This is a genomic window from Streptomyces sp. NPDC085900 (genome assembly GCF_044540925.1).
Classification (GTDB): Bacteria; Actinomycetota; Actinomycetes; order Streptomycetales; family Streptomycetaceae; genus Streptomyces; species Streptomyces gilvifuscus.
Genome location: NZ_JBITSP010000001.1, coordinates 127,535 through 152,568 on the forward strand (window position 1 = coordinate 127,535; position 25,034 = coordinate 152,568).

Consider the following 25,034-nt stretch of genomic DNA (forward strand, 5'->3'; position numbering starts at 1 on the left):
AGTTCGCCCACAACAGCCCTTGGCGGAGGAGCGACGAGGGGTTTTGCGCCTTACGCTCGACGGACCGCACGACCCCCGACGCCCCATCCCCGATCTTCTGGATTCTCTGGATTTCCAGCCAGCGGAGGTTTCTGTTTCATGAAGCTCACCGTCGTCGGCTGCTCGGGGTCGTTCCCGTCCGCGGAATCGGCCTGCTCGAGCTACCTCGTCGAGGCCGACGGCTACCGGCTGCTCCTCGACATGGGCAACGGCGCCCTCGGCGAGCTGCAGCGCCACTGCGGTCTCTACGACCTCGACGCGATCTTCCTCAGCCATCTGCACGCCGACCACTGCATCGACATGTGCGCGTACTTCGTCGCGCGCTACTACCGCCACGACGGCGGCCGCTGCGACCCGATCCCCGTCTACGGCCCCGAAGGCACCGAGCACCGCCTGACCACCGCCTACGCGGACACCCCCACCGCCTCCTCCATGAGCGAGGTCTTCGACTTCCACACCGTGAAGCCGTCCACGTTCGAGATCGGCCCGTTCACGGTGCACACGGAACGCGTGGCCCATCCGGTGGAGGCGTACGGCATCCGGATCGAGCACGGCGGCAGGTCCCTGACGTACTCCGGCGACACGGGCGCGACCCCCGTGCTGGACGAACTCGCCCGCGACACCGACCTGTTCCTGTGCGAGGCGGCCTTCACGCACGGCAAGGAGAGCATCCCCGACCTGCATCTCAACGGCCGCGAGGCGGGGGAGTCGGCGGCCCGGGCGGGCGCCCGCCGCCTGCTCCTCACCCACATCCCGCCGTGGACCGACCCGCAGATCAACCTGGCCGACGCGCGTGCCGCGTACGCGGGCCCGGTGGAGCTGGCGACGCCGAGGGTGTCGTACGAGATCTGACGTCGACAGCACGAAGGCCCCCGGAGCCGTGCGGCTCCGGGGGCCTTCGTGCTGTCGTGGGCTCACGCCTTGGTGAGGTCCTCGACCTCCTCCTCGGGCTCGCGGCCCGGGGTGGGGAGGTTGAACTTCGTGATGGCGAAGCGGAAGACGACGTAGTAGATCGCGCCGAAGAGGAGACCGATCGGGATGATCAGCCAGGGCTTGGTGGCGAGGTTCCAGTTGAGGCCGTAGTCGATGGCGCCCGCGGAGAAGGTGAAGCCCGCGTGCACGCCCAGCGCCCAGGTGACGGCCATGGACAGGGCGGTGAGCACCGCGTGGATGCCGTAGAGGACCGGGGCGATGAACATGAACGAGAACTCGATCGGCTCGGTCACACCGGTCATGAAGGAGGTCAGCGCCAGCGAGATCATCATGCCCATCACGGCCTTGCGGCGCTCGGGGCGGGCGGAGTGCGCGATGGCGATCGCGGCGGCCGGCAGACCGAACATCATGATCGGGAAGAAGCCGGACATGAACTGACCGGCGGTCGGGTCACCGGCGAAGAAGCGGGTCAGGTCGCCGTGGACGACGGTGCCGGCGGCGTTCTTGAAGTCACCGATCTGGAACCAGGCCACGGAGTTGACGAACTGGTGCATGCCGATCGGGATCAGACCGCGGTTGATCAGACCGAACAGACCGGCGCCGAAGGCCCCCAGGCCCGTGATCTGCTCGCCCAGGTTGGAGATGCCCTCACCGATCGGCTTCCAGACCAGGCCGAAGAAGACGCCCATGACCAGGCCGACGAAGGCCATGATGATCGGCACCAGACGGCGGCCGTTGAAGAAGCCGAGCCAATCCACCAGCTTGGTGCGGTGGAAGCGCTGCCAGAGCACCGCGGACAGCAGGCCCATGATGATGCCGCCGAGCACACCGGGGTTGTTGTAGGTCGCGGCTATGTCCGCGCCCTTGAGGATCTTCGCCTCGGTGACCGGGAACGCCTTGAGGACGTTGCTGTAGACCAGGAAGCCGACGAGCGCCGCGAGGGCCGTCGAGCCGTCGGACTTCTTCGCGAAGCCGATCGCCACACCGATGCAGAACAGCAGCGGCAGGTTGTCGAAGATCGCGCCACCCGCCGTGGCGAAGACCGCCGTGACCTTGTCGGGCAGGTGCAGCTTGTCGTGGATGTCCTGCTGGCCGAAGCGCAGCAGGATGCCCGCGGCCGGCAGTACGGCGATCGGGAGCTGCAGACTGCGACCAATCTTCTGCAGGCCCTGGAACAGGCCTGATCCCCACTTCTTCGTGGGGGCCGCCGTGGGCGCGGTGGCGGTGCTCATAGACTTCCTCCATCGGGTGGTGGTCTACACCACTCAGTGGTGTAGACCTGTTGTAGCACGATGAAGGTGGCATAAGGAACCCGCGATTCCCGTGACTGTGGTACTACGTTGGGCTACGCCTCGAGGGGCCCCGCGGACCACGCCTCGACGGCGTCCCGGCGCTACGCCTTGGTGACGTCCTCGCGCTCCTCCTCCGGCTCCCGCCCGGGAGTCCTGAGGTCGAACTTCGTGATCGCGAAACGGAAGATCGCGTAGTAGACGGCGGCGAAGCAGAGCCCGATCGGGACGATCGCCCAAGGTCTCGTCGCCAGGTTCCAGTTGATGATGTAGTCGATCAGCCCGGCCGAGAAGCTGAACCCGTCGTGCACCCCGAGCCCCCACGTCACCGCCATCGACACACCCGTCAACAGCGCGTGGATCGCGTACAGCACCGGCGCGATGAACAGGAACGAGTACTCGATCGGTTCGGTGATCCCGGTGACGAACGACGTCAGGGCGACCGACAGCATCAGGCCGCCGACCTCCTTGCGCCGCTCCGGACGGGCGCAGTGCGTGATCGCCAGGGCCGCGGCCGGCAGCGCGAACATCATGATCGGGAAGAACCCGGACGTGAACTGGCCCGCGTGCGGATCGCCGGCCAGGAACATGTTGATGTCACCGTGCACCACCGTGCCGTCCGGCTTGGTGTAACTGCCGAACTGGAACCAGATGGGCACGTTCAGGAACTGGTGCAGGCCGATCACCAGCAGCGCCCGGTTGGCGACACCGAACACGCCCGCACCCCAGGAACCCAGGTCCTTCAGCCAGTTGGAGAAGCTCTCCAGACCGTCACCGATCGGCGGCCACACCCACAGACACAGCGCCGCGACCGCGATCGCCACGAACGCCATGATGATCGGCACCAGCCGGCGGCCGTTGAAGAAGCCCAGCCAGTCCACCAGCTTGGTGCGGTGGTAGCGCTGCCAGAAGAACGCCGTCAGCAGACCCATCACGATGCCGCCGAAGACCCCCGGGTTCTGGAACGTGAAACCCACCACGGACTGGTCGGCCGTCGCCTGGCAGCCGATACCGGGCAGCGCCTTCGAACCGGGCGGGCAGTCCTCCGGGAACTGCAGCAGCACGTTGTAGTAGACGAGGAACCCGGCGACCGCGGCGAGCGCCGTCGAACCGTCCGCCTTCTTCGCCATGCCGATCGCGACACCCACGCAGAACAGCAGCGGAAGACCCAGCGAGCCGTCGAGCAGCGCCCCGCCCGCACCCGCCATCACCTTCGAGACGTTGTCCCAACCCAGGCCGTCCGCCCCGAACACGTCCGGCTGGCCGAGGCGGTTGAGGATGCCGGCGGCCGGCAGCACGGCGATCGGCAGCTGCAGACTGCGACCCATCTTCTGCAGCCCCTGAAACGCTCTGTTCCAGCGGGCGCGGCCCGGACTCACCTCGGCTTCTGTGGTCATCGGTTGGCGACCGCCTGTCGTGTGGTGTAGACCAGTCGTGGACGAGTGGGTTGCTGTGACGTCATCCTTCGGTACACACGGCACAATCGCTCGCGAAGTTGGGCCAACTGTGCGTGAGGAGACCGAAATGGCCAGCAAGGCAGAGAAGATCGTCGCCGGGCTCGGCGGCATCGAGAACATCGAAGAGGTCGAGGGCTGCATCACCCGCCTGCGCACCGAGGTCGTCGACGCGGCCAAGGTCGACGAAGCCGCCCTCAAGGCCGCCGGCGCGCACGGGGTCGTCAAGATGGGCACCGCGATCCAGGTCGTCATCGGCACCGACGCCGACCCGATCGCCGCGGAGATCGAGGACATGATGTGAACCGCCGGCCGGTTCACCCCTGAAGGCCCCCGCCCCGACCGGCGGGGGCCTTCGCCGCACCGGGGCCCTTCTCCGTAGGGGAGGGCCCCTTTCCGCTTCCGTTCCTGCGGCTAGGCTCAGCGGCATGTCACGAATCGACGGCCGCACCCCCGAAGAGCTCCGCCCGATCACCATCGAACGCGGCTGGAGCAAGCACGCCGAGGGCTCCGTCCTCGTCTCCTTCGGCGACACCAAGGTCTTCTGCACCGCCTCCGTCACCGAAGGCGTCCCCCGCTGGCGCAAGGGCAGCGGCGAGGGCTGGGTCACCGCGGAGTACGCCATGCTGCCCCGCGCCACCAACACCCGCGGCGACCGCGAGTCCGTGCGCGGCAAGATCGGCGGCCGCACCCACGAGATCTCCCGGCTCATCGGCCGCTCCCTGCGCGCCGTCATCGACTACAAGGCGCTCGGCGAGAACACCATCGTCCTCGACTGCGACGTCCTCCAGGCCGACGGAGGCACCCGCACCGCAGCCATCACCGGCGCCTACGTCGCCCTCGCCGACGCCGTCGCCTGGGCCCAGGGCAAGAAGCTGATCAAGGCCGGCCGCCAGCCGCTGACCGGCACGGTCTCCGCCGTCTCCGTCGGCATCGTCGGCGGCGTCCCCCTCCTCGACCTCCGCTACGAGGAGGACGTGCGCGCCGACACCGACATGAACGTCGTCTGCACCGGCGACGGCCGCTTCGTCGAGGTCCAGGGCACCGCCGAGGCCGAGCCCTTCGCCCGCGACGAACTCAACGCCCTCCTCGACCTGGCCGTCACCGGCTGCACGGAACTCGCCGCCCTCCAGCGCAAGGCACTTGATACGGTCCTCGAAAGGTAAAGGGAACGCCAAGGGAAGACGGCCGCTGAAGCAACCTCCGGCGCCCACCCCGGCGTCCCTGTGTATGCGGGCGCACGGCACACCGCCGTGCGCCCGACCAGTGCGGGGCCACCGGGGCCCGACGCAGAGGGAGGGACCACAGCCATGCCCGCCAGCCGAGGCCGCCGCAGTCTTCGACGTGACCGGGGAACCCGCGGCATCGCCACCGCCCTCGCGGCCGTGGCGGCCGTCGCCCTCACGGCCGGCCTGACCACCGGCTGCGACGCCGTCGACAAGGCCCTGGACTGCGTCCAGACCGCCGACACCATCGCCGACAGCGTCACCGACCTCCAGCAGGCCGTGGAGAACGCCTCCAACGACCCCACCCAGCTCGACGACTCCCTCGCCTCCATCGACAAGAACCTCGACAAGATCGGCGACAAGACCGACAACGCCGACGTCAACAAGGCGGTCGACGACCTCGGCAAGGCCGTCGACAACGTCCGCACGGCCATCAGGAACGGCGACAACACCCCCGACGTCAGCCCGGTCACCGACGCGGCGGGCGAACTGACCAAGGTCTGCACCTCCTGACGGAGCCGGCGGGCGGCCCGCGATACTGGTCGCCATGACCCGCTTGATCCTCGCCACCCGCAACGCCGGGAAGATCACCGAACTCCGGGCGATTCTCGCCGACGCCGGCCTGCCCCACGACCTCGTCGGCGCGGACGCCTACCCCGACATCCCCGACGTCAAGGAGACCGGCGTCACCTTCGCCGAGAACGCCCTGCTCAAGGCCCACGCCCTCGCCAAGGCCACCGGCCTGCCCGCCGTCGCCGACGACTCGGGCCTGTGCGTGGACGTCCTGGGCGGCGCGCCCGGCATCTTCTCCGCCCGCTGGGCCGGCAAGCACGGCGACGACAAGGCCAACCTGGACCTCCTCCTCGCCCAGCTCTCGGACATCGACGAGGCCCACCGCGGCGCCCACTTCGCCTGCGCGGCCGCACTCGCCCTGCCGGACGGCACGGAGCGCGTCGTCGAGGGCCGGCTCCCCGGCACCCTGCGCCACACCCCGACCGGCACCAACGGCTTCGGCTACGACCCCATCCTCCAGCCGGACGGCGAGTCGCGGACGTGCGCGGAGCTGAGCCCGGAGGAGAAGAACGCGATCAGCCACCGCGGCAAGGCATTTCGAGCACTGGTGCCGGTGGTACGGGAGCTGCTGGACTGACAGCCCGTACGACAACGGCCTGCGCATCGCGTCTCGGATGCGCAGGCCGTTCCCGGTGCGGCGGAAGGGATTCGAACCCTCAAGCCCGATCAAGGGCCACAGGACCTAAACCTGCTGCGTCAGCCGTTGCGCCACCGCCGCCGGCCGCCTGTCATCGTACCGGTCACGGGGAAGGCGAACGGCTCGCGCCGGGGTATCCCCCGGGGCGAGCCGCTTGTCGTGCGGAGGGCCGGAGTCAGATGCCCAGGTCCTTGATGATCTTCGCCACGTGGCCGGTCGCGCGGACGTTGTAGAGGGCTCGTTCGACCTTGCCCTCCTCGTCCACGACGATCGTGGAGCGGATGACGCCCATGTAGGTCTTGCCGTAGTTCTTCTTCTCGCCGTAGGCGCCGTACGCCTCGGTGACCGTCTTCTCCGGGTCCGCGAGGAGGGTGACCTTCAGGGACTCCTTCTCGCGGAACTTCGCCAGCTTCTCCGGCTTGTCCGGGGAGATGCCGATGACGTCGTAGCCGGCGCCGGCCAGCAGGTCGAGGTTGTCCGTGAAGTCGCACGCCTGCTTGGTGCAGCCTGGAGTGAGGGCCGCCGGGTAGAAGTAGACGATGACCTTGCGGCCCTTGTGGGACGACAGGGACACGTCCGTGCCGTCGGCGTCGGGGAGGGTGAAGTCGGGGGCCACGTCCCCCGGCTGGAGTCGCTCGCTCATCGGACCAGCGTAACCGGGGGTCCTGACAGTGCGATGGACGGCGGAACTGACAGACTGTCCAGAACAGCAACAGGCATCGGCTGACTTCGGAGGCCCAACCGTGGCGGACACGTCGGACACCAGAACCCCGGCGCAGATCGAGGCGGACATCAAGCGCCGGCGCGATGTGCTGGCCGAGACCCTCGACGAGATCGGGGTGCGGGTACACCCCAAGACGATCGTCGGCGACGCCAAGGCCAAGGTCGTGTCCAATATCGACCACACGCTGGGGCGGGCCTACGTCGGCGTCAACAAGGCCGTCAGCGACGTGCGGGCGCGCTTCGTGGACGAGGACGGCGCGCCGCGCCTGGAGCGGATCGTGCCCGTCGCGCTCGTCGCCGTCGGCCTGGTGGGCCTGCTGGCCCTCGGTACCCGGCGGCGCAAGGGCTGAGCGAGAGACTGTAGGTTCGAGAACGTGAGCGCCAACAGAAACGACCAGAGCACCAGTCACGACAAGCTGCCCATCCGGATGCTGCACGACCGGGTCCTGGTCAAGCAGGAGACCGGTGAGGGCGAGCGTCGTTCCGGCGGGGGCATCCTGATTCCCGCCACTGCGGCGGTCGGGCGTCGGCTGGCCTGGGCCGAGGTCGTGGCCGTCGGCCAGAACGTGCGCACGGTGGAGCCCGGCGACCGTGTCCTGTTCGACCCGGAGGACCGGGCCGAGGTCGAGGTGCGGGGCGTGGCCTACGTACTGATGCGCGAGCGCGATCTGCACGCCGTGGCCGCCGACCGCTTCGAGGGGTCCGAGGACACGACGGGGCTGTATCTGTAAGCCGCGACGACGGCAGGGAAAAGGGCTGGTGACCACGTCACCAGCCCTTTTCCGTGGTTTTCGCTTTCCGTGGTTTCCGCGGAGCTACTGCCTGCGGCCGGTGATCTGTGGGCCGGCCGTCACGCCGGTCGTGCCCCCGGTGTCCGTGCCGCCGGTCGTTCCGCCGGTGGTGGTGCCGGTGTCCGTGCCGCCCGTGGTGCCGCCGTTGGTGCCGCCCGTGGTCGTGCCGCCGTTGGTGGTGCCGTCCGTCGTGGTGCCGCCGTTGGTGGTGCCGCCGCCCGTGGTCGTGCCGCCGTTCGTGGTGGCGCCGCCGGTGGTGGCGCCCGTCGTGCCGCCGTTCGTGGGCGTGCCGCCGGTGGTCTGGCCCTGGGTCTGGCCCTGGTTGTTCTGGCCGCCGGTGCCCGGGGTGCCGCCGTTGTCCTGCCCGCCGGTGCCGGGGGTCACGATGTCGGTCGGCGGGGCCGGGGTCTGGTCGGCGCCCGGCTGCAGCTGGAGGTCGAAGTCGGTGGCCGGCTTCCCCTTCAGGGCGTCCCGGGTGTACTGCGCCCAGATCTCGGTGGGCGGGCCGCCACCGTTGACGCGCTGCAGGCCGAGGGCGCCGTACAGCGGCTCGTGCGCCGCCGTCACCGGGTCCTGGCCCATCACCGACACGACCGTGGCGAGGTCGGGGGTGTAACCGGCGAACCAGGCGGCGGTGTCCCTCTCCGCGGTACCGGTCTTGCCGGCGGCGGGACGGCCGGCGGCCTGGGCGGCGGTCGCGGTGCCGTTGTCGACGACGCTCTGCAGCACCGACGTCGTGGTGTCGGCGGCCTCGCGGTTGACGGCCTGCGTGGTCGTGCCCTTCGGCAGCGTCACGGGCCGGCCGTCCTTGGTCATCGACTCGATCATCGTGTACGTGCCGTGCTCACCGTGGTTGGCGAGCGTCGCGTAGGCCTCCGCCATGTCGAGGACGCTGGCCCTGGCCACGCCGAGCGCGATGGACGGGTAGGGGGACAGCTCGGGGGTGTCGGACGGCAGGCCGAGGTCGACGGCCGTCTGCTTCACCTTCGAGGGGCCGACGTCCACCGCCATCTGCGCGTACACCGCGTTGACGGACTTGTCGGTGGCGGTGCGCACGGTGATGTCGCCGTAGGAGACGTCGTCCTCGTTGGCGGGGGCGTAGGCGCCGTTCCAACCCTGGACGGGGCGCTTGTTGGTGCCGTCGTAGTAGGTGTTGGGGGTGATGATGTCGCCGTCCTGCGTCTGGGAGTGGTTCTGGACGGCGGAGGCGAACACGAAGGGCTTGAAGGTGGAGCCGACCTGGAAGTCCTCGCGGGTGGCGCCGTTGGTGAACTGCTTGACGTAGTCGATGCCGCCGTACATGGCGACGACCTTGCCGGTCTTCGGGTCGACGGAGGCACCGCCCGCACGGACGTAGTTGTCGACCTTGCGGCCCTTCTTGTCGAGCTTGGACATCAGCCGGTCGTTCACCGCCTTGACGAAGGCGTCCTGCTTGCTCTTCTGCAGGGTGGTGGTGATGCGGTAGCCGCCCCGGGCGAGGGTGTCCTCGTCGACGATGTTGTGCTTGTCCAGGTACTCCTTGATGGCGCGGACGATGTAGCCGCGCTGCCCGGACAAGCCGGTGGAGGCGGTCTGCTGCTTCGGCACGGGGAACTTCAGGCCGGCCCGCTGCGACTCGGTCAGCCAGCCCTTCTTCACCATGCCGTCCAGGACGTAGTTCCAGCGGGCGACGGCCGCGGCCTTGTTCTCGGGGTGAGCGACGACGTCGTACTCGCTGGGCGCGTTGACCAGAGCGGCGAGATAGGCGGCGTGGGCCGCGTCGAGGTCGGTGGCGTCCTGGCCGTAGTACGCCTGGGCGGCGGCCTGGATGCCGTAGGCGTTGCGGCCGAAGTAGCTGGTGTTGAGATAGCCCTCGAGGATCTCGTTCTTGGACTTCTCGCGGTCCAGCTTGATCGAGATGAAGAACTCCTTCACCTTTCGGGTGACGGTCTGCTCCTGCTCCAGGTAGTAGTTCTTCACGTACTGCTGGGTGATGGTGGAGCCGGACTGCTTGCCCTTGCCGGTGGCGGTGTTCCAGGCCGCGCGCAGCATCGCCTTGGGGTCGACGGCGGACTCGGTGTAGAAGTCGCGGTCCTCGGCGGCCAGGACGGCGTGCTGGGCCTCCTTGGAGACCTGGGCGAGGGTGACGTTCTCCCGGTTGACCTCGCCGTCGCGGGCGAGCTGGGTGCCGTCGGCGTACAGGTAGACGTTGGCCTGCTTGGTCGCGAGGTCGTTGGCCGTGGGGATCTGCACCATGGAGTAGCCGAGGAAGAACAGGCCGATCAGCAGCAGGACGCCGATGACGAAGCCGCCCAGGACCATGCGCCAGGTCGGGAGCAGCCGGCGCCAGCCGGTCCGCTTGGGCCGCTTGGGCTTCGTGCCCCCGGTGTCCGCCGGTCCGGCGGGGACCTCGGCCGCCTCGGCCGCCTGCGGCTCTGTGATGGCCCGGCCCTGGGCCGACTGCTGCGGCTGCGGCTCGTCGCTCATGGTGTGCGGAGACTCCTGTGGTGCGGTATCTCGTACGACCCGAAGGGCCGGTACGTTTCTGGCGCGCTTTGGGCGCCTTCGTGAAAGGAGGCTACTCACGCCTCCTTTGATGAAGACTGTCCCATCCGTCGATCAGTTCCCCGAATCGCGGCACGCATGGCCGTGGCCGAAAGGTACCGGGTCCGCGCCGCCCGGAAATTCGGTGGCCCGGCCCGTCGGCCCGCCGCTAGGCTCCTGCGCTTCGGTGTCGGCGGGCCGAGGAGGGCTGCGGTGTGGGCGCTGGGCGGTTGTACGTCGCCGTCGCGGCGGGGGGATTCAGAAGGTACGCGACGTATCGGGCGGCGACGGTGGCGGGGGTGTTCACCAACACCGCCTTCGGGCTGATCCTCGTCTACACGTACACGGCGCTGTGGGACGAGCGGCCGCATCTCGGGGGCTACGACCTGGCGCAGGCGGTCACCTACGTGTGGATCGGGCAGTCGCTGTTCAAGACGCTGGCCAACGGCGGCGGGGGCGTCGAGACGGAGCTGATGGAGCGCATCCGCACCGGGGACGTCGCCGTTGACCTGTACCGGCCGGCCGACCTGCAGCTGTGGTGGCTGGCCACGGACTTGGGGCGGGCCGGGTTCGAACTGCTGGGGCGCGGGGTGGTGCCCTTCGTGTTCGGCGCGCTGTTCTTCGACATGGCGCTGCCCGCGGACGTGACCACCTGGCTGGCCTTCCTGGTCTCCGTGGTGCTGGCGATGCTGGTCAGCTTCGCGATCCGGTATCTGGTGGCGCTGACCGCGTTCTGGCTGATGGACGGCACCGGCGTGATCCAGATGGCGTGGCTGGTGGGCTGGTTCTGCTCGGGCATGCTGCTGCCGCTCAACGTCTTCCCGGGCGCGCTGGGCGAGGTCGTACGGGCGCTGCCCTGGTCGTCGCTGCTGCAGGCACCCGCCGACGTGTTCCTCGGCCGGGCCGACCCGCTGGCCACCTACGCCTTCCAGGCGGTGTGGGCGGTGGTCCTGCTGACCGCCGGTCGGATGGTGCAGGCGGCGGCGACGCGGAGGGTGGTGGTGCAGGGTGGCTGAGAGCTACCGGCTGGACGCCGGGGTGCACCGGGCGGCCGAGGAGGTTCCGGGCGGCCGGGTGCGGGAGGGGGTGCGGGCGTACTTCCTGATCGCGGGCATGTGGATCCGCTCCACGATGGCCTACCGCACGTCCTTCGCCCTGATGACGCTGACGAACTTCGCGACCACCGCGCTCGACTTCGTCGCGATCCTGCTGATGTTCTCCCGCGTCGACGCGCTCGGCGGCTACTCGCTGCAGCAGGTCGCCTTCCTCTACGGGGTCTCCAGCACCACGTTCGGACTGGCCGACATGGTGATCGGCTCCATGGAGCGGCTGGGGCGGCGGGTGCGCGACGGCACGCTGGACACCTTGCTGGTGCGGCCGGCGCCGGTGCTCGCGCAGATGGCGGCCGACCAGTTCGCGCTGCGCCGGCTGGGCCGCACCAGCCAGGGCGCGCTGGTGCTGACCTGGGCGCTGCTGCATCTCACCATCGACTGGACGCCGCTGCGGGTGCTGCTGATGCCGGTGATGCTGGTGAGCGGCTGCGCGATCTTCTGCGCGGTGTTCATCGCGGGCGCGGCCTTCCAGTTCGTGGCGCAGGACGCCGCCGAGGTGCAGAACGCGTTCACCTACGGCGGTACGACGCTGCTGCAGTACCCGCCGACGGTGTTCGCCACGGAGCTGCTGCGCGGGGTGACGTACGTGCTGCCGCTGGCGTTCGTCAACTGGCTGCCGGCCACCTACGTGTTGGGGCTGCCCTATCCGCTGGGGCTGCCCGACTGGGCGGCGTTCCTGTCCCCGCTGGTGGCCGCGGTGTGCGTGGGGCTGGCGGGGCTGGCGTGGCGGGCGGGGCTCAGGTCGTACCGGAGCACGGGCAGTTGAGGGCCGGCGAGAACCGAAGGGCTGCTGAGAACTGATGGACGACGACTTCATCGAACTCGACCGGGTCGAGAAGGTCTTCGACGTGCGCAGGAAGACCGGGTTCCTGCGGCGGGAGCGGCGGTCGGTGCGCGCCGTCGACGCCCTGTCCTTCACCGTCGCGCGCGGCGAGATGGTCGGGTACATCGGGCCGAACGGCGCGGGCAAGTCGACGACGATCAAGATGCTCACGGGCATCCTGACCCCGTCCGGCGGCCGGCTGCGGGTCGCGGGCATCGACCCCTCCCGTGAGCGGACGCGGCTCGCGCGCCGGATCGGGGTGGTGTTCGGGCAGCGTACGACGCTGTGGTGGGACCTGCCCCTGATCGACTCCTACCGGCTGGCGCACCGCATGTACCGCATCCCGGACGCCCGTTACCGCCAGAACCTGGCGCGCTGCGTCGAACTGCTGGAGCTGGGCGAGCTGTTGGACGTGCCGGTGCGGCAGCTGTCGCTGGGGCAGCGGATGCGGGGCGACATCGCGGCGGCGCTGCTGCACGACCCCGAGGTGCTCTACCTGGACGAGCCGACGATCGGGCTGGACGTGATCTCCAAGTCCAAGGTGCGCGGATTCCTGCGGGAGTTGAACGCCGAGCGCGGCACGACGGTGCTGCTGACCACGCACGACCTGCAGGACATCGAGCAGCTGTGCTCGCGGGTGATGGTCATCGACCACGGGCGTCTGATGTACGACGGCGCGCTCGCCGGCCTGCACGAGGCGGGCGAGAGCGAGCGGACCCTCGTGGTCGACCTGGAGCGGGAGCTGCCGCCGATCGAGGCGCCGCCCGCGCGGGTCGTCAGGGTGGACGGGCCGCGGCAGTGGCTGGCGTTCCCGGCGGCACAGTCGGCCGCGGAGCTGGTGGCGCGGATCGCCGCGCGGTACCCGCTGGTGGATCTGTCGGTGCGGGAGCCCGACATCGAGGCGGTGATCGCCCGGATGTACGCGGGCGGGACGGCGGACGAGGCGGAGAAAGCGGTGTCGTAGCCTCCCGCCGGGGGTTCTCGTAGGCTGCTGTCCATGACCGATGACGCCGCAGTCCCGGAACTCCGCGCATCCGACGCCGACCGTGAACGAGTCGCCGAGGTCCTGCGGGACGCCCTCGCGGAGGGCCGCCTGGACATGGCGGAGTTCGAGGAGCGACTGGAGGCCACGTACCAGGCGCGGACGTACGGCGAACTGGCGCCGATCACCCGTGACCTGCCCGTCGGGCAGGTCGCCCATCCCGCCGTGTCCCTGGTCAAGGAACCGCAGGACAGCGGGGATTGGGCAGGGCGGATCGTCGGCGGCGAGGGCTCGTCGAGCTGGGCCGTCGCCGTCATGTCCGGCTTCGAGCGCAAGGGCCGCTGGACCGTGCCCAGGCGGTTCAACTGCTTCGCCCTGATGGGCGGCGGCGAACTCGACCTGCGGGACGCGAACTTCGCCGACCACCAGGTCGAGATCAACTGCGTGACGATCATGGGCGGGGTGAACGTCATCGTGCCGCCCGGCGTCGAGGTCGTGGTGCGCGGCATCGGGATCATGGGCGGCTTCGACCACACGGAAGAGGGCCAACCCGCCGCGCCGGGCGCCCCCCGGGTGGTCGTGACCGGCTTCGCCCTGATGGGCGGCGTCGGCGTCGAGCGCAAGCTGACCCGCGAGGAGCGGCGCCGCCTCAAGGAGGAGCGCCGCCAGGAACGCCTGGAGCGCAGGTCCGGCCGGGCACTCGACGAAGGCCTCGGCGACCACACGCGGATGCTCGAGGAGCACCGCGAGTGGCGGCGCGACCTCAGGGACGAGCGCCGCGAACGCCACCGCGAGCGGCACGAGGAGCGCCGCGAGAGGCGCCGCCGCGACGAGTACTGAGCCGCCGCGGGGCGCCGGTGTCTACAGCTCGGCCGGGGCCGCGCCCTTGAGCTGGTTCAGGTCGACGGCCTGGGCCATGCGCGCGTAGCCCTTGTCGCTGGGGTGCAGGTGGTCGCCCGAGTCGTAGTCGGAGCGCAGCCTGCGCGGGTTGTACGGGTCCCTCAGCGCCTGGTCGAAGTCGACGACGGCGTCGTACACCCGGCCCGCGCGGATCTCGGCGTTGACCCGCTCCCGTACCGCCTCCCGCGCCACCGTGTAGCCCCGGTGGCCCTGGAAGGGCATGAGGGTCGCGCCGATGACCTTGATGCCCCGGGCGTGGGCCTGGCGGACCAGGGTGCGCAGGCCGGTGAGGATCCTGTCCGGGTCGGCGAGCTGCGGGTTGCGCAGGATGTCGTTGACGCCCAGGTCGATCACGACGACCTTGACGTTCGTACGGGACAGCACGTCACGGGAGTAGCGCAGCAGACCGCTCTGGTTGTCGGCCGGCCGGCCCAGACCGTTGGCGAGGACCTGGTTGCCGCTGATGCCCTGGTTGACCACGCTGTAGCGGGGCACGTTCTGTCCGGAGGCGACCGCCGAGCGCAGCCGGTCGGAGAGGATGTCGGGCCAGCGGTGGTCGGCGCCCTGCGTGGAGGTGATGCCGTCGGTGAGCGAGTCGCCGAAGGCGACGACCGTGCCGTCGGCGTCGTTGCTCAGCACGTCGAGGGCGGTGAGGTAACGCCAGTACGGCGTCTGCTCGGTGTACCCGGTGCCGGTCGCGTCCTCGGTGAGGTCGCCCTGGGCGACGTAGGAGATCTGGCGCGCGTGCTGGTGGAAGGTGACCGGGCCGGACTCGGTCGGGGAGTACGTGGTGACCAGGATGTCGCCCCCCTGCGGGACGACGATGCGGACGGCGTCGCTCAGGACCTGGCCACCGGCCGGTATGACGACCGCGGTGCCGCCGTTGAACGTCAGCCTGCGCATCGTCTCCGCGTTCGCCGCGGCGGTGTCGGAGGCGGCGGCCACGGCGATGGAGGCGTGCGTGATGGTCAGCGCCGACTGGCCGTAGAGGTTGGAGAGCGTGATGCGGGCACTCGTACCGCCGACGCTCGCGTGGACGACGTTGCGGACCGAGCGGCCCGCCATGCCCTCGACCTCGGTGCCGGGCTCGGCTCCCCCCGGGGAGGCGGACCAGGCGCCGACCCAGGTGCCGGTCGAGGCGGGGGCGGCCGGGTTGTGCGGGACGCCGCCGCCTGCGAGGGCGTTGGTGGTGGTGCCGTCGTCGGCGGTGACGCCGACATAGATCGCGGTCGACAGGCCCACTATCAGGGCCACGATCGCGGAAAGCAGGGCATAACCGTGACGCTTGGTCATGCGGTGCGTGTCTCCTCGGGCAGTGGAGCCCCGAGGCTCCGTAGTGATCATCCCAATGATGCGGCATGGAAGATGCGGCGTGGGACGAGGGGTGTTCGGCAGGACCCCCCATTGGGCCACCGGAGTTCACGACGAGCTCCCCCTTCTCACAGACGCCGGGAACTCTCGATTCGTTCCAGGAGTCGGTCAGGAAGGGACAATATGTGCAGGGGATCACGAACGGGTGGAGTGAATGGAACGTACAGACCCGGACAAAGCGGGAGATGAGGCGAGGCGCGGGGTGGGAGCCGGGGCGGACGGAGCGGACGCGGCGGACAGGTCGGCCTCGGGCGCGGGGGCCGGGGGCGGGCCTGCCCGGCCCGCCACGGCCGCTCATCGGGGCGTCCCCGCCTCCGCCGCCCGCGCGATGACCACCTTCAGCGCCGCCGACCTGGAGAAGCAGCGCGGGGTGCGCCGTATGAAGCTCACCGCGACCGGGCTGCTGCTGTTCGTGGCCCTGGTCTACGTCCTCGCCAAATGGGCCGAGAACTCCGGCGCCGGCGCGTGGGCGGGCTATGTAGCCGCCGCGTCCGAGGCCGGGATGGTCGGCGCCATGGCCGACTGGTTCGCGGTCACGGCCCTGTTCCGCCGGCCGCTCGGGCTGCCCATCCCGCACACCGCGATCATCCCGACGAAGAAGGACCAGCTGGGCGTCTCGCTGGGGGAGTTCGTCGGGGAGAACTTCCTCTCCCAGGACGTCGTACGGCAGCGGCTGCGGGCCGTCGGCATCGGCAGCCGGCTCGGCGCGTGGCTGGCCGAGCCCGAGCACGCGGACCGGGTGACCGCCGAACTGTCGGCCGCCCTGCGCGGCGCGATGACCGTCCTGCGGGACTCCGACGTCCAGGCCGTGGTCGGCGAGGCCATCACCCGGCGGGCCGACGCGCAGGAGATCGCGCCCGGCATCGGGAAGATGCTGGAGAAGGTCGTCGCCGACGGCGGGCACCGCAGGGCCGTCGACCTCGTCGTCACGCGGGCTCACGACTGGCTGGTGTGGCACGACACCGAGATCATGGACGCCGTGCAGGGCGGGGCGCCCGGCTGGACCCCGCGGTTCGTCGACAAGAAGGTCGGCGAACGCGTCTACAAGGAACTCCTGCGATTCGTCACCGAGATGCGGGACATGCCCTCCCACCCGGCGCGCGGAGCGCTGGACCGGTTCCTCACCGACTTCGCCTCCGACCTGCAGTCCGACACGGACACGCGCGCGCGGGTCGAGCGGCTGAAGGGCGAGGTGCTCGGGCGGGGCGAGGTGCAGGACCTCATCGCCTCCGCCTGGACCGCCGTACGGTCGATGATCGTGTCCGCCGCCGAGGACGAGCGCAGCCAACTGAGGCTGCGGGTACGGGCCTCGCTGCTGTCCCTGGGCGCGCGGATGGCCGTGGACGAGAAGCTGCAGGGGAAGGTCGACGGGTGGGTGGAGGGGGCGGCCGTGTACGTCGTCACGACGTACCGCAAGGAGATCACCTCCCTGATCACCGACACCGTGGCGGGCTGGGACGCCGAGCACACCACCCGCAAGATCGAGGCCCACATCGGGCGGGACCTGCAGTTCATCCGGATCAACGGCACGGTGGTGGGTTCGCTCGTGGGCCTGTTGATCTACACGGTGTCGCGGGCGCTGGGGGCGTGACGGCGGGAGCGTAGGGCGGCGGAGCGCGGGCACACGATCCACGTTCCTCTCGAGGGAGAGGGGACGAGGAGGGAGCCCATGAGCACCGCGGAGGCCGCGAGCGGCAACACCGTGACGACCAACATCCCAGCCAGGCTCGACCGGTTGCCCTGGTCGCGCTGGCACTGGACGATCGTCATCGGACTCGGCACCGTATGGATCCTCGACGGCCTGGAGGTCACGGTCGTCGGCAACATCGCAAGCCGGCTGTCCGAGTCGGGCAGCGGACTGCCGATCTCCTCCGGAGAGGTCACCGGCATGGCGGCCGCACTGTATGTGGCGGGTGCGTGTGCCGGAGCCCTGTTCTGGGGGCGGCTGACGGACATCTGGGGCCGCAAGAAACTGTTCATGATCACGCTGGGCGTGTACCTGGCGGCGACCGCGCTGACCGCGGTGTCGTTCTCCAACTGGTGGTTCTTCGCCTTCCGGTTCCTCACCGGGTTCGGTATCGGCGGCGAGTACGCGGCCATCAACTCCGCGATCGACGAGCTGATCCCCGCGCTGTACCGGGGTCGGGTGGACCTGATCATCAACGGCAGCTTCTGGCTGGGCGCGGTGGGCGGTTCGCTGCTGTCGATCGTCGCCCTGAACACCGCCTACCTGCCCAAGGACGTGGGCTGGCGGCTGACGTTCGCCCTGGGGGCCGTGCTCGCGCTGGTCATCCTCCTCGTACGACGGCACGTTCCGGAGAGTCCACGGTGGCTGCTGATCCACGGCAGGGACCGGGAGGCCGAGGAGATCGTCTCGTCCATCGAGGAGCAGGTGGAGGCGGAGAAGGGGCAGCCGCTGAAGCGGCCCGAGGGTGAGATCACCATCCACCAGCGGCGCAACGTGAAGTTCACCGAGATCGCCCGGACGCTGTTCTCCGACTACCGGCGGCGGTCGGTCCTGGGGTTCTCGCTCTTCATCGGCCAGGCGTTCCTGTACAACGCGATCACGTTCGGGTTCGGCGCGATCCTGACGAAGTTCTTCGACGTGCCGACCGGGGACACCGGGTACTACTTCGCCGTCATCGCGATCGGCAACTTCTGCGGCCCGCTGCTGCTGGGCAAGCTGTTCGACACGGTCGGGCGACGGGTGATGATCTCGTCGACGTACCTGCTCTCGGGTCTGCTGCTGTTCCTCACCGCATGGCTGTTCCAGCAGGGTTCGCTGAGCGCGGCCACGCTGACGGCCTGCTGGTGCGGCGTGCTGTTCTTCGCGTCCGCCGGGGCGTCCAGTGCCTACCTGACGGTGTCCGAGATCTTCCCGATGGAGACCCGGGCGATGTCGATCGCCTTCTTCTACGCCCTCGGCACGGCCGCGGGCGGCATCAGCGGACCGCTGCTGTTCGCCGACCTGACCGGGACGGGCAAGGTCGCCGACACGGTGCTGGCCTTCCAGATCGGCGCGGGCCTGATGTGCGCGGCGGGGCTGGTGGCGGCCGCTCTCGCGGTACGAGCGGAACGCCGCTCCCTGGAGGACGTGGCCCGACCGCTGACGGCGGCGGCCTCGGCGGCCTCGGCGGTGACGCGGGGGCGCGAGAAGGAGCGGCCGGCGACGGCGTAGGCCGGGCGGCGCCGTGGGTTCGTCCGGGGGCCGGGGGCCGGGGTGCGGGGGTACGGTGAGCCCGCCGCCGACGGCGTAGGTCGTGGGGGGGCGCCTGGGGTTCGTCCGGGGGCCGGGGGTGCGGGGGTACGGCGAGCCCGCCGCCGACGGGGCGCCTGCCAACTAGTTTGTGGAACGCGTCCAGGAAGCGTACGCGGCGGGCTGCGCCGCACCCCCACACCCCACTCCCGCCGCCGTGCGACTGCGGGCCGTGGCGCTCGTGGTCGTCTCGTCCCGTCGCCGCGGGCAGTCGTGCCGCTGGGGCGGCACGGGTGGGCGCGGCGGCACCCCGTCGCGCCGCGCTGCGCATCCCCCGGTCACTGCGGCGACGGCGCCTCGTCGGTGCCGCCGCCGCGCACCCGGTTCCGGCGGCGCAGCAGGAGCAGGCCTCCGGCGCCTCGCATGCCGGTGACGGGGGACGCCCAGGAGACGCGAGGGGACCCGGACGACAACGAAATGTGCCGCCCCCGGCGGACTCAGGCGTTCCGGTCCGCCACCGCCCAGGAGGCCAGCGCCACCGCTCCCGCCACTCCGAACACGGCCGGCCAGGCGCCCACCTTCTTGGCCAGCGGATGCGAGCCGGCGAACGCGGCGACGTACGCGGCCGTCAGCGCCCCGGCCGCCTTCCCGCCCGCCCGCTGCCGCCACTGCTGCGCGGCCGCGGCCCCCGCGACGGCCAGGACGGCCCCGCCCAGCTGCCGCTTCTTCGTCCAGCGGGCCACCCCGTACCCGCCGACGAGCCCGGTCGCGGCCACCGCCGCACTGGGAACCCTGGCCATGTGTGCCTCCTCGCGATGCGCATGCGAGCGATTCGCTCGATCTGTCCCGAGGCTAATCCGCGCCCGGCCCGGGCCCTTACCTGAGTCCAGGCTTGTCAAGTTTCCTCCACCGAGCTATATAAGAAGTCGTAAGGGCATCGCACCTCAGCGCCTGATGAGAGGAGTGACCGGTGATGCTCATGCGTACCGACCCGTTCCGCGAGTTCGACCGTCTCGCGCAGCAGGTCCTCGGCTCCACGGCCGCCCGTCCCGCCGCGATGGCGATGGACGCCTACCGGTCCGGGGACGACTTCATCGTCCACTTCGACCTCCCCGGCATCGACCCCGAGACGATCGACCTCGACGTCGAGCGCCACGTCCTCAACGTCCGCGCCGAGCGCCGCAACCCCGCCCCCGAGGGTGCGGAGATGATCGTCGCCGAGCGTCCCACGGGCACCTGCACCCGCCAGCTCTTCCTCGGCGACACCCTCGACACGGAACGTATCGACGCCTCGTACGAGGCCGGCGTCCTGACACTGCGCATCCCCGTGGCCGAACAGGCCAAGCCGCGCCGCATCCAGATCAGCGGAGGCGGCGGCGGACGCAAGGAGATCGGCCACTAGTCCGGCGGCAGTTCGTACATCCCGCGTCCCACATCCCCTATCCCGCTACAGGCGTCCCGCCGACCGCGCACCGTCGGCGGGACGCGGCACACCCCAGCGCACCGGAGGAGGAGCCATCAGATGAGTGCGGCGACGACCCTGGACCCGAACCCGACGACCACCACGGCGGCCCGGTGGAGTCGACTGATCGACGGAGTCCGGGAGTCGGGGCAGTACCCCACCCGCGCCGAGGCGGAACGCGTCACCCGTGTCGTCCTGTCGGCGCTCGGCGGACACGTCGTCGGAGACGAGCGCGTCGACCTCGCCCGAGCCCTGCCCGAGGAGGCGGCCCGCGTGGTCGCCGGGCAGATACCGGCCACCCGCCCGCTGACCGCCGCGGAGTTCGTGGACTCGGTGGCCGCCCGCATACCGGGAGCCACCCCGGCCACCGCCCGCTGGGACGTCAGCTCGGTACTGAGTGTGCTGGGCGAACTGGTCGAGGAGGCCGCCCCCGGGCTGATCGACCGCGTCCTGGCCCAACTGCCCACTGGATACGCCCTGTTGTTCGGCCGCGCGGAGCTCGCGAGGAGAGGCTGAGTCGGCCTAGGCCCGCAGCCAGGCGTCGATGAGGGAGAAGGTGGCGTCCGGCTGCTCGACGTGCGGAAGGTGACCCGCCTCGGGTACGACCTCCAGCCGTCCGTTCCCGAAGGCCTTCGCGTACGCCGCCCCGTACTCCGGTGTCACGATCCGGTCGCTCTCTCCCCAGACGAGCAGCGTGGGCTGCCGTACCCGCCCCAGGCGTCGCATCAGCTTGGGGTCGTGCATGTACGGGTCGCCGGCGAGCAGCCGCATGGTGGCCATGTTCCCCTGGCGGCGGGCGAGTTCCTCGGCGGGGAGGGCGGCGGGGTCGACGTAGAAGCGGTCCGGGTCGTGCCAGGAGTACTCGGCGGCGGCGCGCGGGTCGAGGGCGAAGAAGTCGGTGATCGGCTCCGACTCGACGTGTATCCCGACGGCGTCGATCAGCACGAGCCCGCCGACGCGCCGCGCGTTGTCCCGTACGGCCATTTCGGCGGCGATCCATCCCCCGAGGGAGGAGCCGACGACCACCACGTCGGTGAGGTCGTTGTCCTCCAGGAGATGCAGGTAGGTGAGGGCGAGGTCGTCGATGCCGGTGCACCAGTCGGGGCGCGGGGTCCCGTCCCAGCCGGGGTGGACGGGGGCGATGGTCGGCGCCCCGGTCGAGGAGAAGTGCTGGGCCAGTCCCGCGACGGTGGCGGGGCCTCCGCCGCCGTGGAGGACGAGGACGGGACGGGCGGTCTCTGAGGTCTTCACGTCGGTAGTCATGGCACCACTGTAACTAAACATCTTTATATAAGCTAGCTTAGTCGACGAGGTAGGCTTGGCCCATGCGCGATGACCTGCACGTTCAGCTGCAACTTCTCGGTCGGGCGGTGAAGCAGACCCAGTACCGCCAACACCGGGCGCTCGACAGCGCGTTGGCCGAGGTCGGGACCACGCTCGCCCAGTGGGACGCCCTCCGCGCGATCGGCCGTACGCCGGGAGCCTCGGCCCGCGAGCTGGCCGCCGCAACCTTCCAGACCGAACAGGCCTTCGGCACGCTGGTGGGCCGGCTGACGGCACAGGGGCTGGTCGACCGGCGTCCGGGCCGGGGCCGCCGTATCGAGCACCACCTGACGCAGGCGGGGGAGCGCGTCCTGGAGGCCGGCCACGCGGTGGCGGACGCGGTGCTGGAGGAGTGCTTCGCCGGGCTGGACGAGGGGGAGCGAGGGACGCTGCTGAAGCTGCTCCAGCGCCTGCACGAGCCGACGCCCTGACGCGCGGGGGCCTTCCGGATCAGCTGGGGAGCGGGCCCTTGGTGTACCGATGACACGGCACGATGACCGGCCCGTCCGGCCCCTCCGCCGGATAGTCGAACGGCCCCTCGTCGCCCCAGCCCTGACGCTCGTAGAACCGCCGCGCGCGAGCGTTCCCGGCGACGACGGCGAGCCACGCCCGACGGTGCCCCCGCCGCCGTACGACCTCCTCGGCACGCGCCAGGAGCGCACCCGCCACGCCGGCCCCCCGGTGGCCGGCCGCCACATAAAGCTGCTCGACCTCGTCGCCGACGACCACGACGAACCCGGCGACCTCTCCACCCGCCACCGCGACGACGGTGTCCGCAACCCGCTCGGCGGCACGGGCGGCGAAGGACTCGGGCGTACGGACGGCGACCAACTCATCGGGCACATGCCCCAGATGGCCGTCGCGCCAGCCGGACCGCCAGATGGCGGCGATGGCCGGCACGTCGGCGGGGGCTGCGGGGCGCAGGACTGTGATGGGGCTGTCGTGTGCGGGCACGGCACCAGATTACGAAGGGCTGTCGTTCAGTCGGGTGCGCCGTCCCGGACGACCCGCCGGACGACCTCCGCGGCCCGCTCCGGGTTCTCCTCGAACCAGGCGCCTACATGCTCGCGGACAGCCTCCGCGACACAGTCGCGTACCTCCGTGTTACCCAGCAACTCACGTGTGGCGCCGAGGAATTCGGGACGGTCCAGCTTCACCGACACGACCGCCGTCATCAACTCGTCGACTCGGGAGGGAGCGAGACCGGGGGCGTACGAGTTGATCGCGGCCGTAACGCCCTCGCGGAAGCCGTCCACGTGGGTGCCGCCCTCCGGTGTGCACATGCCGTTGACGAAGCCCCGCACCCGAGTTGCGCTCAAGCCGCCCCACACGAAGGCGACTTCCATCGTCCCCGCCATCCGAAGGTCCTCCCGCTCGAAGCCGACGACGTCCGGACCGAGCTTCGCTCCCGCCTCCGCCTCAAGAGCCGCCACGAAGTCCCGCACCCCGTCCGGCCAGCGGAACCGCACCGCTCGGGGGCCGCCGGCCGGGCGTTCGTCGGTCAGGGAGACGGCCAGCCCCCGGTTGAGGAAGGCCACCTGCCGGAAACGCTCCGCGAGCACCGCGAACGAGCACGCCGTCGTCTCGAAGATTCCGGTGTCGGGCCAGAAGGCGATGGTCGTACCGTCGCGGGATGCGGGCGTGGCCTCCTCGGACGCGCCGACGGGAATCCCGCGCACGTACTCCCGGACGTGCCGCCGACCGCCGTACCGCACGTCCGCCGTCAGCCGGCCCGACAGGGCGTTGGTGACGAAGGGGCCGACTGCCAGGGGAGCCAGGAGCGCGAGGTACTGACCGCGGGGTCCGGACTCGCTTTGCAGCGAGGTCAGTTGTGCGTCAAGGCCGGGGGATGCGTCGGTGCCGAAGGGCACCACAGGCCCGTCATCGACGACCCGTACGCCGCCGTCGGCTGTGAGCGTGACGTCGACGGAGCCGACGCCCCGGGCCAGGACGGCGTTCACGGCCCGGCCGACGACCTCGAACACGGCCTGATGCAGCCCACGTTCCCCGACCGAACCGACCCACATCCCCGGCCGCTTACGAACGGCCTCCCGCCCCTCCAACACCTCGATGTCGGCAGCGCTGTACTCCAAGCCGTCCCCGCTCACGAAGACCCCTCCCCTGGGCGTCCGGCAGATGTTCCCAGCCTATGGGGAATCCGGTAAAACACCAGGTCAGGGTTGATTTGGAGAGTGCGTGGGCGGGCGTCTGTGCGGCTACGAGGAGGCGGTCGGCGGGGTGGAGGCGGACGACGTCCATCACCCGCCCGCAGGCCCACGGAAGCCCTGCACGCCCCCAACTTGGGCACCCCTGAGGCCCCCAATTTCCGTCACCACCAAGCCCCTCGAGGACCCGCTAGCGCTGCTCGGCCATGCCCTCCCGCATCGCCTTCGCGGTGGCCGCAGGGTCGTACCCCTCGGGCACGCCCGGCACCAGGATGATGTCCCCGACGATGTGCCGTGACCGCAACGGCGCGATCTCCTGATACGCGGCCGAGTCCCACCAGGCCCGCGCCTCCTCCATCCCCGGAAACTCGATCACCACCACATGCCCGGGCCAGCTCCCCTCCTTCACCTCATGCTGCGCCGCATGCACCAGAAACCGCCCACCGTACGGCTCGAAGGTGCCGCTGATCCGCTCGATGTACTCGGCGATCTCGGGGTGGGGGGCGGCTTCTTGGAGGTGGCCTATGACGTAGGCGGGCATGGGGTTCTCCCGGGTCGGTCGTGCTTCCTAAGCGTTCGACAAGCTGTGTCGTCTTGCGTTGACGATCGTGGCAGGTGCGCCGAGTAGACGCCATTACCTCGCAGGTAGCGGGGACAGAACCGCCGGGATAGCGCCGCATTACCATCTGAGCCGACGCTGACATCCTGAGTTGTCGGCCTCTTTCTTGATGCGGCCTAGTGGATGGCGCTCTGAGCCGACTTGCGTATGTGCTCGCGTAGAGCGGCCGGTGTGCGCCAGGATTCTCCGGGACGGCTCCTGTGGCACATGCGGTGGCAGTTGGCGCACAAACAGGCGAGATCGTCGAGCTTGGTCTCCCGCGTCCCGGAGATGTAGAGGGGAGTGACGTGGTGCACTTCGATGTAACCCTCGCCCAGGTCTCCGTAGACGCGGGCGAAATCGAAGTCGCAGACCTCGCAGCGCAGCGGCTGCCCACTGCGCCGGACCTGCCTGATCTTCAGCGCACGGAGTTTCGGATCCCGCTCACGGGCAAGTGCTTGGCGAGCGAGCAGACGCCCCTCGATGGCAGTAGCGCCAGCCTCGTCGACCTCGTCCAGCTGTATGGGAATGGTGTACAGCTCGCCGGAAGCGATGCCTTCCTCAAGAGCCTCGGCGGCCTTGAGCATCTCCGCCTCGCGCTCCGTGAAGGCTTCGATCATGAGAAGTGTGGGCTTGCCGCACCGGGTGGGCTTGCCGGTGTACAGCTTGTGATTCGACATGAAGTCGCTGGTCTTGCGACTGACGCTGTCGGGCGACCGGAAGCCGGGAAGGGCGCGTTCCTCCGGTGTGTGGAGAGGAAGCGACCGGATCAGCTCCGACAGCTCCTGGACCTCGCGGTCGTTGGTCCGAAGCTCTCGCCAGCCGTTCTTCACGACAAGTGCTCCGGCCAGTACAAGTTCATCCTCGGTCCAGGCAGGTATCCGCATGGGCAATATCGTATGAGTGTTCGGGAT

General features: G+C 70.1%; 27 protein-coding genes and 1 tRNA gene. 16 read left to right on the top strand and 12 right to left on the bottom strand.

The window, feature by feature from the left end; genetic code table 11:
• The first annotated feature begins 138 nt into the window (after positions 1-138).
• Positions 139-891 carry an MBL fold metallo-hydrolase gene (locus ACIGDI_RS00540; protein WP_399888447.1) on the top strand — a complete coding sequence of 251 codons (753 nt, stop codon included), beginning with the start codon at positions 139-141 and terminating at the stop codon, positions 889-891.
• A gap of 62 nt (positions 892-953) precedes the next feature.
• Here ACIGDI_RS00540 and ACIGDI_RS00545 read toward each other — a convergent pair whose 3' ends face one another.
• Positions 954-2,204: a PTS transporter subunit EIIC gene (locus tag ACIGDI_RS00545; protein WP_399888450.1), complete on the bottom strand. Its 1,251-nt coding sequence runs from the start codon at positions 2,202-2,204 to the stop codon at positions 954-956.
• A gap of 161 nt (positions 2,205-2,365) precedes the next feature.
• Positions 2,366-3,658, bottom strand: a complete 1,293-nt coding sequence (locus tag ACIGDI_RS00550; protein ID WP_399888453.1) for a PTS transporter subunit EIIC — start codon at positions 3,656-3,658, stop codon at positions 2,366-2,368.
• A 127-nt stretch (positions 3,659-3,785) separates the two neighbouring features.
• On the opposite strand from ACIGDI_RS00550, the gene ACIGDI_RS00555 reads away from it, so the two are divergent.
• From ACIGDI_RS00555 to rdgB, 4 genes are all read left to right on the top strand, one after another.
• Complete coding sequence (locus tag ACIGDI_RS00555; RefSeq protein WP_399888456.1) at positions 3,786-4,019, top strand: glucose PTS transporter subunit EIIB; 234 nt, start codon at positions 3,786-3,788, stop codon at positions 4,017-4,019.
• Positions 4,020-4,143: 124 nt separating this feature from the next.
• Complete coding sequence (gene rph, locus ACIGDI_RS00560; RefSeq protein WP_399888459.1) at positions 4,144-4,881, top strand: ribonuclease PH; 738 nt, start codon at positions 4,144-4,146, stop codon at positions 4,879-4,881.
• Positions 4,882-5,025: 144 nt separating this feature from the next.
• Entirely contained in the window at positions 5,026-5,454 is a 429-nt protein-coding gene (locus ACIGDI_RS00565) for a hypothetical protein (protein WP_399888462.1), read from the top strand.
• Positions 5,455-5,488: 34 nt separating this feature from the next.
• Entirely contained in the window at positions 5,489-6,091 is a 603-nt protein-coding gene (rdgB, locus tag ACIGDI_RS00570; protein ID WP_399888465.1) for an RdgB/HAM1 family non-canonical purine NTP pyrophosphatase, read from the top strand.
• A 56-nt stretch (positions 6,092-6,147) separates the two neighbouring features.
• Here rdgB and ACIGDI_RS00575 read toward each other — a convergent pair.
• Both ACIGDI_RS00575 and bcp read right to left on the bottom strand, forming a co-directional pair.
• Positions 6,148-6,232, bottom strand: a tRNA-Leu gene (locus tag ACIGDI_RS00575).
• A gap of 94 nt (positions 6,233-6,326) precedes the next feature.
• The gene (bcp, locus tag ACIGDI_RS00580) at positions 6,327-6,794 is read right to left on the bottom strand and encodes a thioredoxin-dependent thiol peroxidase (protein ID WP_399888468.1); all 468 of its coding nucleotides are present in this window, start codon (positions 6,792-6,794) and stop codon (positions 6,327-6,329) included.
• Positions 6,795-6,894: 100 nt separating this feature from the next.
• On the opposite strand from bcp, the gene ACIGDI_RS00585 reads away from it, so the two are divergent.
• Entirely contained in the window at positions 6,895-7,224 is a 330-nt protein-coding gene (locus ACIGDI_RS00585) for a DUF3618 domain-containing protein (RefSeq protein ID WP_200700730.1), read from the top strand.
• A gap of 78 nt (positions 7,225-7,302) precedes the next feature.
• Positions 7,303-7,605, top strand: a complete 303-nt coding sequence (locus ACIGDI_RS00590) for a co-chaperone GroES (RefSeq protein ID WP_234490819.1) — start codon at positions 7,303-7,305, stop codon at positions 7,603-7,605.
• 84 nt (positions 7,606-7,689) lie between these two features.
• Here ACIGDI_RS00590 and ACIGDI_RS00595 read toward each other — a convergent pair whose 3' ends face one another.
• Positions 7,690-10,131 carry a transglycosylase domain-containing protein gene (locus ACIGDI_RS00595; protein ID WP_399888471.1) on the bottom strand — a complete coding sequence of 814 codons (2,442 nt, stop codon included), beginning with the start codon at positions 10,129-10,131 and terminating at the stop codon, positions 7,690-7,692.
• A 272-nt stretch (positions 10,132-10,403) separates the two neighbouring features.
• Between ACIGDI_RS00595 and ACIGDI_RS00600 the strand changes: the two genes are divergently transcribed.
• From ACIGDI_RS00600 to ACIGDI_RS00615, 4 genes are read left to right on the top strand one after another with little or no spacing between them, the layout of a single operon-like run.
• The gene (locus ACIGDI_RS00600) at positions 10,404-11,204 is read left to right on the top strand and encodes an ABC transporter permease (RefSeq protein WP_399888474.1); all 801 of its coding nucleotides are present in this window, start codon (positions 10,404-10,406) and stop codon (positions 11,202-11,204) included.
• Entirely contained in the window at positions 11,197-12,066 is an 870-nt protein-coding gene (locus ACIGDI_RS00605; RefSeq protein WP_272174190.1) for an ABC transporter permease, read from the top strand. The genes ACIGDI_RS00600 and ACIGDI_RS00605 overlap by 8 nt, the downstream gene beginning before the upstream one ends.
• 34 nt (positions 12,067-12,100) lie before the next feature.
• Complete coding sequence (locus ACIGDI_RS00610; RefSeq protein ID WP_399888477.1) at positions 12,101-13,087, top strand: ATP-binding cassette domain-containing protein; 987 nt, start codon at positions 12,101-12,103, stop codon at positions 13,085-13,087.
• A 33-nt stretch (positions 13,088-13,120) separates the two neighbouring features.
• The gene (locus tag ACIGDI_RS00615; protein ID WP_399888480.1) at positions 13,121-13,945 is read left to right on the top strand and encodes a DUF1707 domain-containing protein; all 825 of its coding nucleotides are present in this window, start codon (positions 13,121-13,123) and stop codon (positions 13,943-13,945) included.
• 21 nt (positions 13,946-13,966) lie between these two features.
• Here ACIGDI_RS00615 and ACIGDI_RS00620 read toward each other — a convergent pair whose 3' ends face one another.
• A complete protein-coding gene (locus ACIGDI_RS00620; protein WP_399888483.1) occupies positions 13,967-15,298 on the bottom strand; it encodes an SGNH/GDSL hydrolase family protein in 1,332 nt (443 codons plus the stop codon).
• Positions 15,299-15,530: 232 nt separating this feature from the next.
• On the opposite strand from ACIGDI_RS00620, the gene ACIGDI_RS00625 reads away from it, so the two are divergent.
• A complete protein-coding gene (locus ACIGDI_RS00625; RefSeq protein ID WP_399888486.1) occupies positions 15,531-16,967 on the top strand; it encodes a DUF445 domain-containing protein in 1,437 nt (478 codons plus the stop codon).
• 78 nt (positions 16,968-17,045) lie between these two features.
• Positions 17,046-18,554 carry an MFS transporter gene (locus ACIGDI_RS00630; protein WP_399888489.1) on the top strand — a complete coding sequence of 503 codons (1,509 nt, stop codon included), beginning with the start codon at positions 17,046-17,048 and terminating at the stop codon, positions 18,552-18,554.
• A gap of 515 nt (positions 18,555-19,069) precedes the next feature.
• On the opposite strand, the gene ACIGDI_RS00635 is transcribed toward ACIGDI_RS00630, so the two are convergent.
• Positions 19,070-19,372, bottom strand: a complete 303-nt coding sequence (locus ACIGDI_RS00635; protein WP_058925068.1) for a hypothetical protein — start codon at positions 19,370-19,372, stop codon at positions 19,070-19,072.
• Positions 19,373-19,545: 173 nt separating this feature from the next.
• Between ACIGDI_RS00635 and ACIGDI_RS00640 the strand changes: the two genes are divergently transcribed.
• Both ACIGDI_RS00640 and ACIGDI_RS00645 read left to right on the top strand, forming a co-directional pair.
• Entirely contained in the window at positions 19,546-19,974 is a 429-nt protein-coding gene (locus ACIGDI_RS00640; RefSeq protein ID WP_399888492.1) for an Hsp20/alpha crystallin family protein, read from the top strand.
• Positions 19,975-20,094: 120 nt separating this feature from the next.
• On the top strand, positions 20,095-20,550 hold the full coding sequence (locus ACIGDI_RS00645) for a DUF2267 domain-containing protein (protein WP_399888494.1): 456 nt from the start codon (positions 20,095-20,097) through the stop codon (positions 20,548-20,550).
• A gap of 6 nt (positions 20,551-20,556) precedes the next feature.
• Here ACIGDI_RS00645 and ACIGDI_RS00650 read toward each other — a convergent pair whose 3' ends face one another.
• The gene (locus tag ACIGDI_RS00650) at positions 20,557-21,297 is read right to left on the bottom strand and encodes an alpha/beta fold hydrolase (RefSeq protein ID WP_399888497.1); all 741 of its coding nucleotides are present in this window, start codon (positions 21,295-21,297) and stop codon (positions 20,557-20,559) included.
• Positions 21,298-21,359: 62 nt separating this feature from the next.
• Here ACIGDI_RS00650 and ACIGDI_RS00655 point away from each other — a divergent pair, with 62 nt between their 5' ends.
• Positions 21,360-21,788 carry a MarR family winged helix-turn-helix transcriptional regulator gene (locus tag ACIGDI_RS00655; RefSeq protein ID WP_399888500.1) on the top strand — a complete coding sequence of 143 codons (429 nt, stop codon included), beginning with the start codon at positions 21,360-21,362 and terminating at the stop codon, positions 21,786-21,788.
• Between the two features lie 19 nt (positions 21,789-21,807).
• On the opposite strand, the gene ACIGDI_RS00660 is transcribed toward ACIGDI_RS00655, so the two are convergent.
• The 4 genes from ACIGDI_RS00660 to ACIGDI_RS00675 form a co-directional block, all read right to left on the bottom strand.
• Positions 21,808-22,311, bottom strand: coding sequence for a GNAT family N-acetyltransferase (locus ACIGDI_RS00660; protein WP_399888502.1), 504 nt, complete (start codon positions 22,309-22,311; stop codon positions 21,808-21,810).
• A 26-nt stretch (positions 22,312-22,337) separates the two neighbouring features.
• Complete coding sequence (locus tag ACIGDI_RS00665; RefSeq protein ID WP_399888505.1) at positions 22,338-23,465, bottom strand: DNA gyrase subunit B; 1,128 nt, start codon at positions 23,463-23,465, stop codon at positions 22,338-22,340.
• A 247-nt stretch (positions 23,466-23,712) separates the two neighbouring features.
• Positions 23,713-24,063, bottom strand: coding sequence for a DUF1330 domain-containing protein (locus ACIGDI_RS00670; protein WP_399888508.1), 351 nt, complete (start codon positions 24,061-24,063; stop codon positions 23,713-23,715).
• A 194-nt stretch (positions 24,064-24,257) separates the two neighbouring features.
• Entirely contained in the window at positions 24,258-25,007 is a 750-nt protein-coding gene (locus tag ACIGDI_RS00675; protein ID WP_399888511.1) for an HNH endonuclease, read from the bottom strand.
• Between the last annotated feature and the right edge of the window lie 27 nt (positions 25,008-25,034).

What these genes read in the sequence shown, in the direction of transcription:
- ACIGDI_RS00565 (WP_399888462.1), top strand. Translation starts at nt 5,026, where the DNA reads ATGCCCGCCAGCCGAGGCCGCCGCAGTCTTCGACGTGACCGGGGAACC.
- ACIGDI_RS00630 (WP_399888489.1), top strand. Translation starts at nt 17,046, where the DNA reads ATGAGCACCGCGGAGGCCGCGAGCGGCAACACCGTGACGACCAACATC.
- bcp (WP_399888468.1), bottom strand. Translation starts at nt 6,794, where the DNA reads ATGAGCGAGCGACTCCAGCCGGGGGACGTGGCCCCCGACTTCACCCTC.
- ACIGDI_RS00635 (WP_058925068.1), bottom strand. Translation starts at nt 19,372, where the DNA reads ATGGCCAGGGTTCCCAGTGCGGCGGTGGCCGCGACCGGGCTCGTCGGC.
- ACIGDI_RS00610 (WP_399888477.1), top strand. Translation starts at nt 12,101, where the DNA reads ATGGACGACGACTTCATCGAACTCGACCGGGTCGAGAAGGTCTTCGAC.
- ACIGDI_RS00655 (WP_399888500.1), top strand. Translation starts at nt 21,360, where the DNA reads ATGCGCGATGACCTGCACGTTCAGCTGCAACTTCTCGGTCGGGCGGTG.
- ACIGDI_RS00625 (WP_399888486.1), top strand. Translation starts at nt 15,531, where the DNA reads ATGGAACGTACAGACCCGGACAAAGCGGGAGATGAGGCGAGGCGCGGG.
- ACIGDI_RS00640 (WP_399888492.1), top strand. Translation starts at nt 19,546, where the DNA reads ATGCTCATGCGTACCGACCCGTTCCGCGAGTTCGACCGTCTCGCGCAG.
- ACIGDI_RS00545 (WP_399888450.1), bottom strand. Translation starts at nt 2,204, where the DNA reads ATGAGCACCGCCACCGCGCCCACGGCGGCCCCCACGAAGAAGTGGGGA.
- ACIGDI_RS00550 (WP_399888453.1), bottom strand. Translation starts at nt 3,658, where the DNA reads ATGACCACAGAAGCCGAGGTGAGTCCGGGCCGCGCCCGCTGGAACAGA.
- ACIGDI_RS00670 (WP_399888508.1), bottom strand. Translation starts at nt 24,063, where the DNA reads ATGCCCGCCTACGTCATAGGCCACCTCCAAGAAGCCGCCCCCCACCCC.
- rdgB (WP_399888465.1), top strand. Translation starts at nt 5,489, where the DNA reads ATGACCCGCTTGATCCTCGCCACCCGCAACGCCGGGAAGATCACCGAA.
- ACIGDI_RS00615 (WP_399888480.1), top strand. Translation starts at nt 13,121, where the DNA reads ATGACCGATGACGCCGCAGTCCCGGAACTCCGCGCATCCGACGCCGAC.
- ACIGDI_RS00595 (WP_399888471.1), bottom strand. Translation starts at nt 10,131, where the DNA reads ATGAGCGACGAGCCGCAGCCGCAGCAGTCGGCCCAGGGCCGGGCCATC.
- ACIGDI_RS00645 (WP_399888494.1), top strand. Translation starts at nt 20,095, where the DNA reads ATGAGTGCGGCGACGACCCTGGACCCGAACCCGACGACCACCACGGCG.
- ACIGDI_RS00540 (WP_399888447.1), top strand. Translation starts at nt 139, where the DNA reads ATGAAGCTCACCGTCGTCGGCTGCTCGGGGTCGTTCCCGTCCGCGGAA.
- ACIGDI_RS00650 (WP_399888497.1), bottom strand. Translation starts at nt 21,297, where the DNA reads ATGACTACCGACGTGAAGACCTCAGAGACCGCCCGTCCCGTCCTCGTC.
- ACIGDI_RS00590 (WP_234490819.1), top strand. Translation starts at nt 7,303, where the DNA reads ATGCTGCACGACCGGGTCCTGGTCAAGCAGGAGACCGGTGAGGGCGAG.
- ACIGDI_RS00620 (WP_399888483.1), bottom strand. Translation starts at nt 15,298, where the DNA reads ATGACCAAGCGTCACGGTTATGCCCTGCTTTCCGCGATCGTGGCCCTG.
- ACIGDI_RS00555 (WP_399888456.1), top strand. Translation starts at nt 3,786, where the DNA reads ATGGCCAGCAAGGCAGAGAAGATCGTCGCCGGGCTCGGCGGCATCGAG.
- rph (WP_399888459.1), top strand. Translation starts at nt 4,144, where the DNA reads ATGTCACGAATCGACGGCCGCACCCCCGAAGAGCTCCGCCCGATCACC.
- ACIGDI_RS00675 (WP_399888511.1), bottom strand. Translation starts at nt 25,007, where the DNA reads ATGCGGATACCTGCCTGGACCGAGGATGAACTTGTACTGGCCGGAGCA.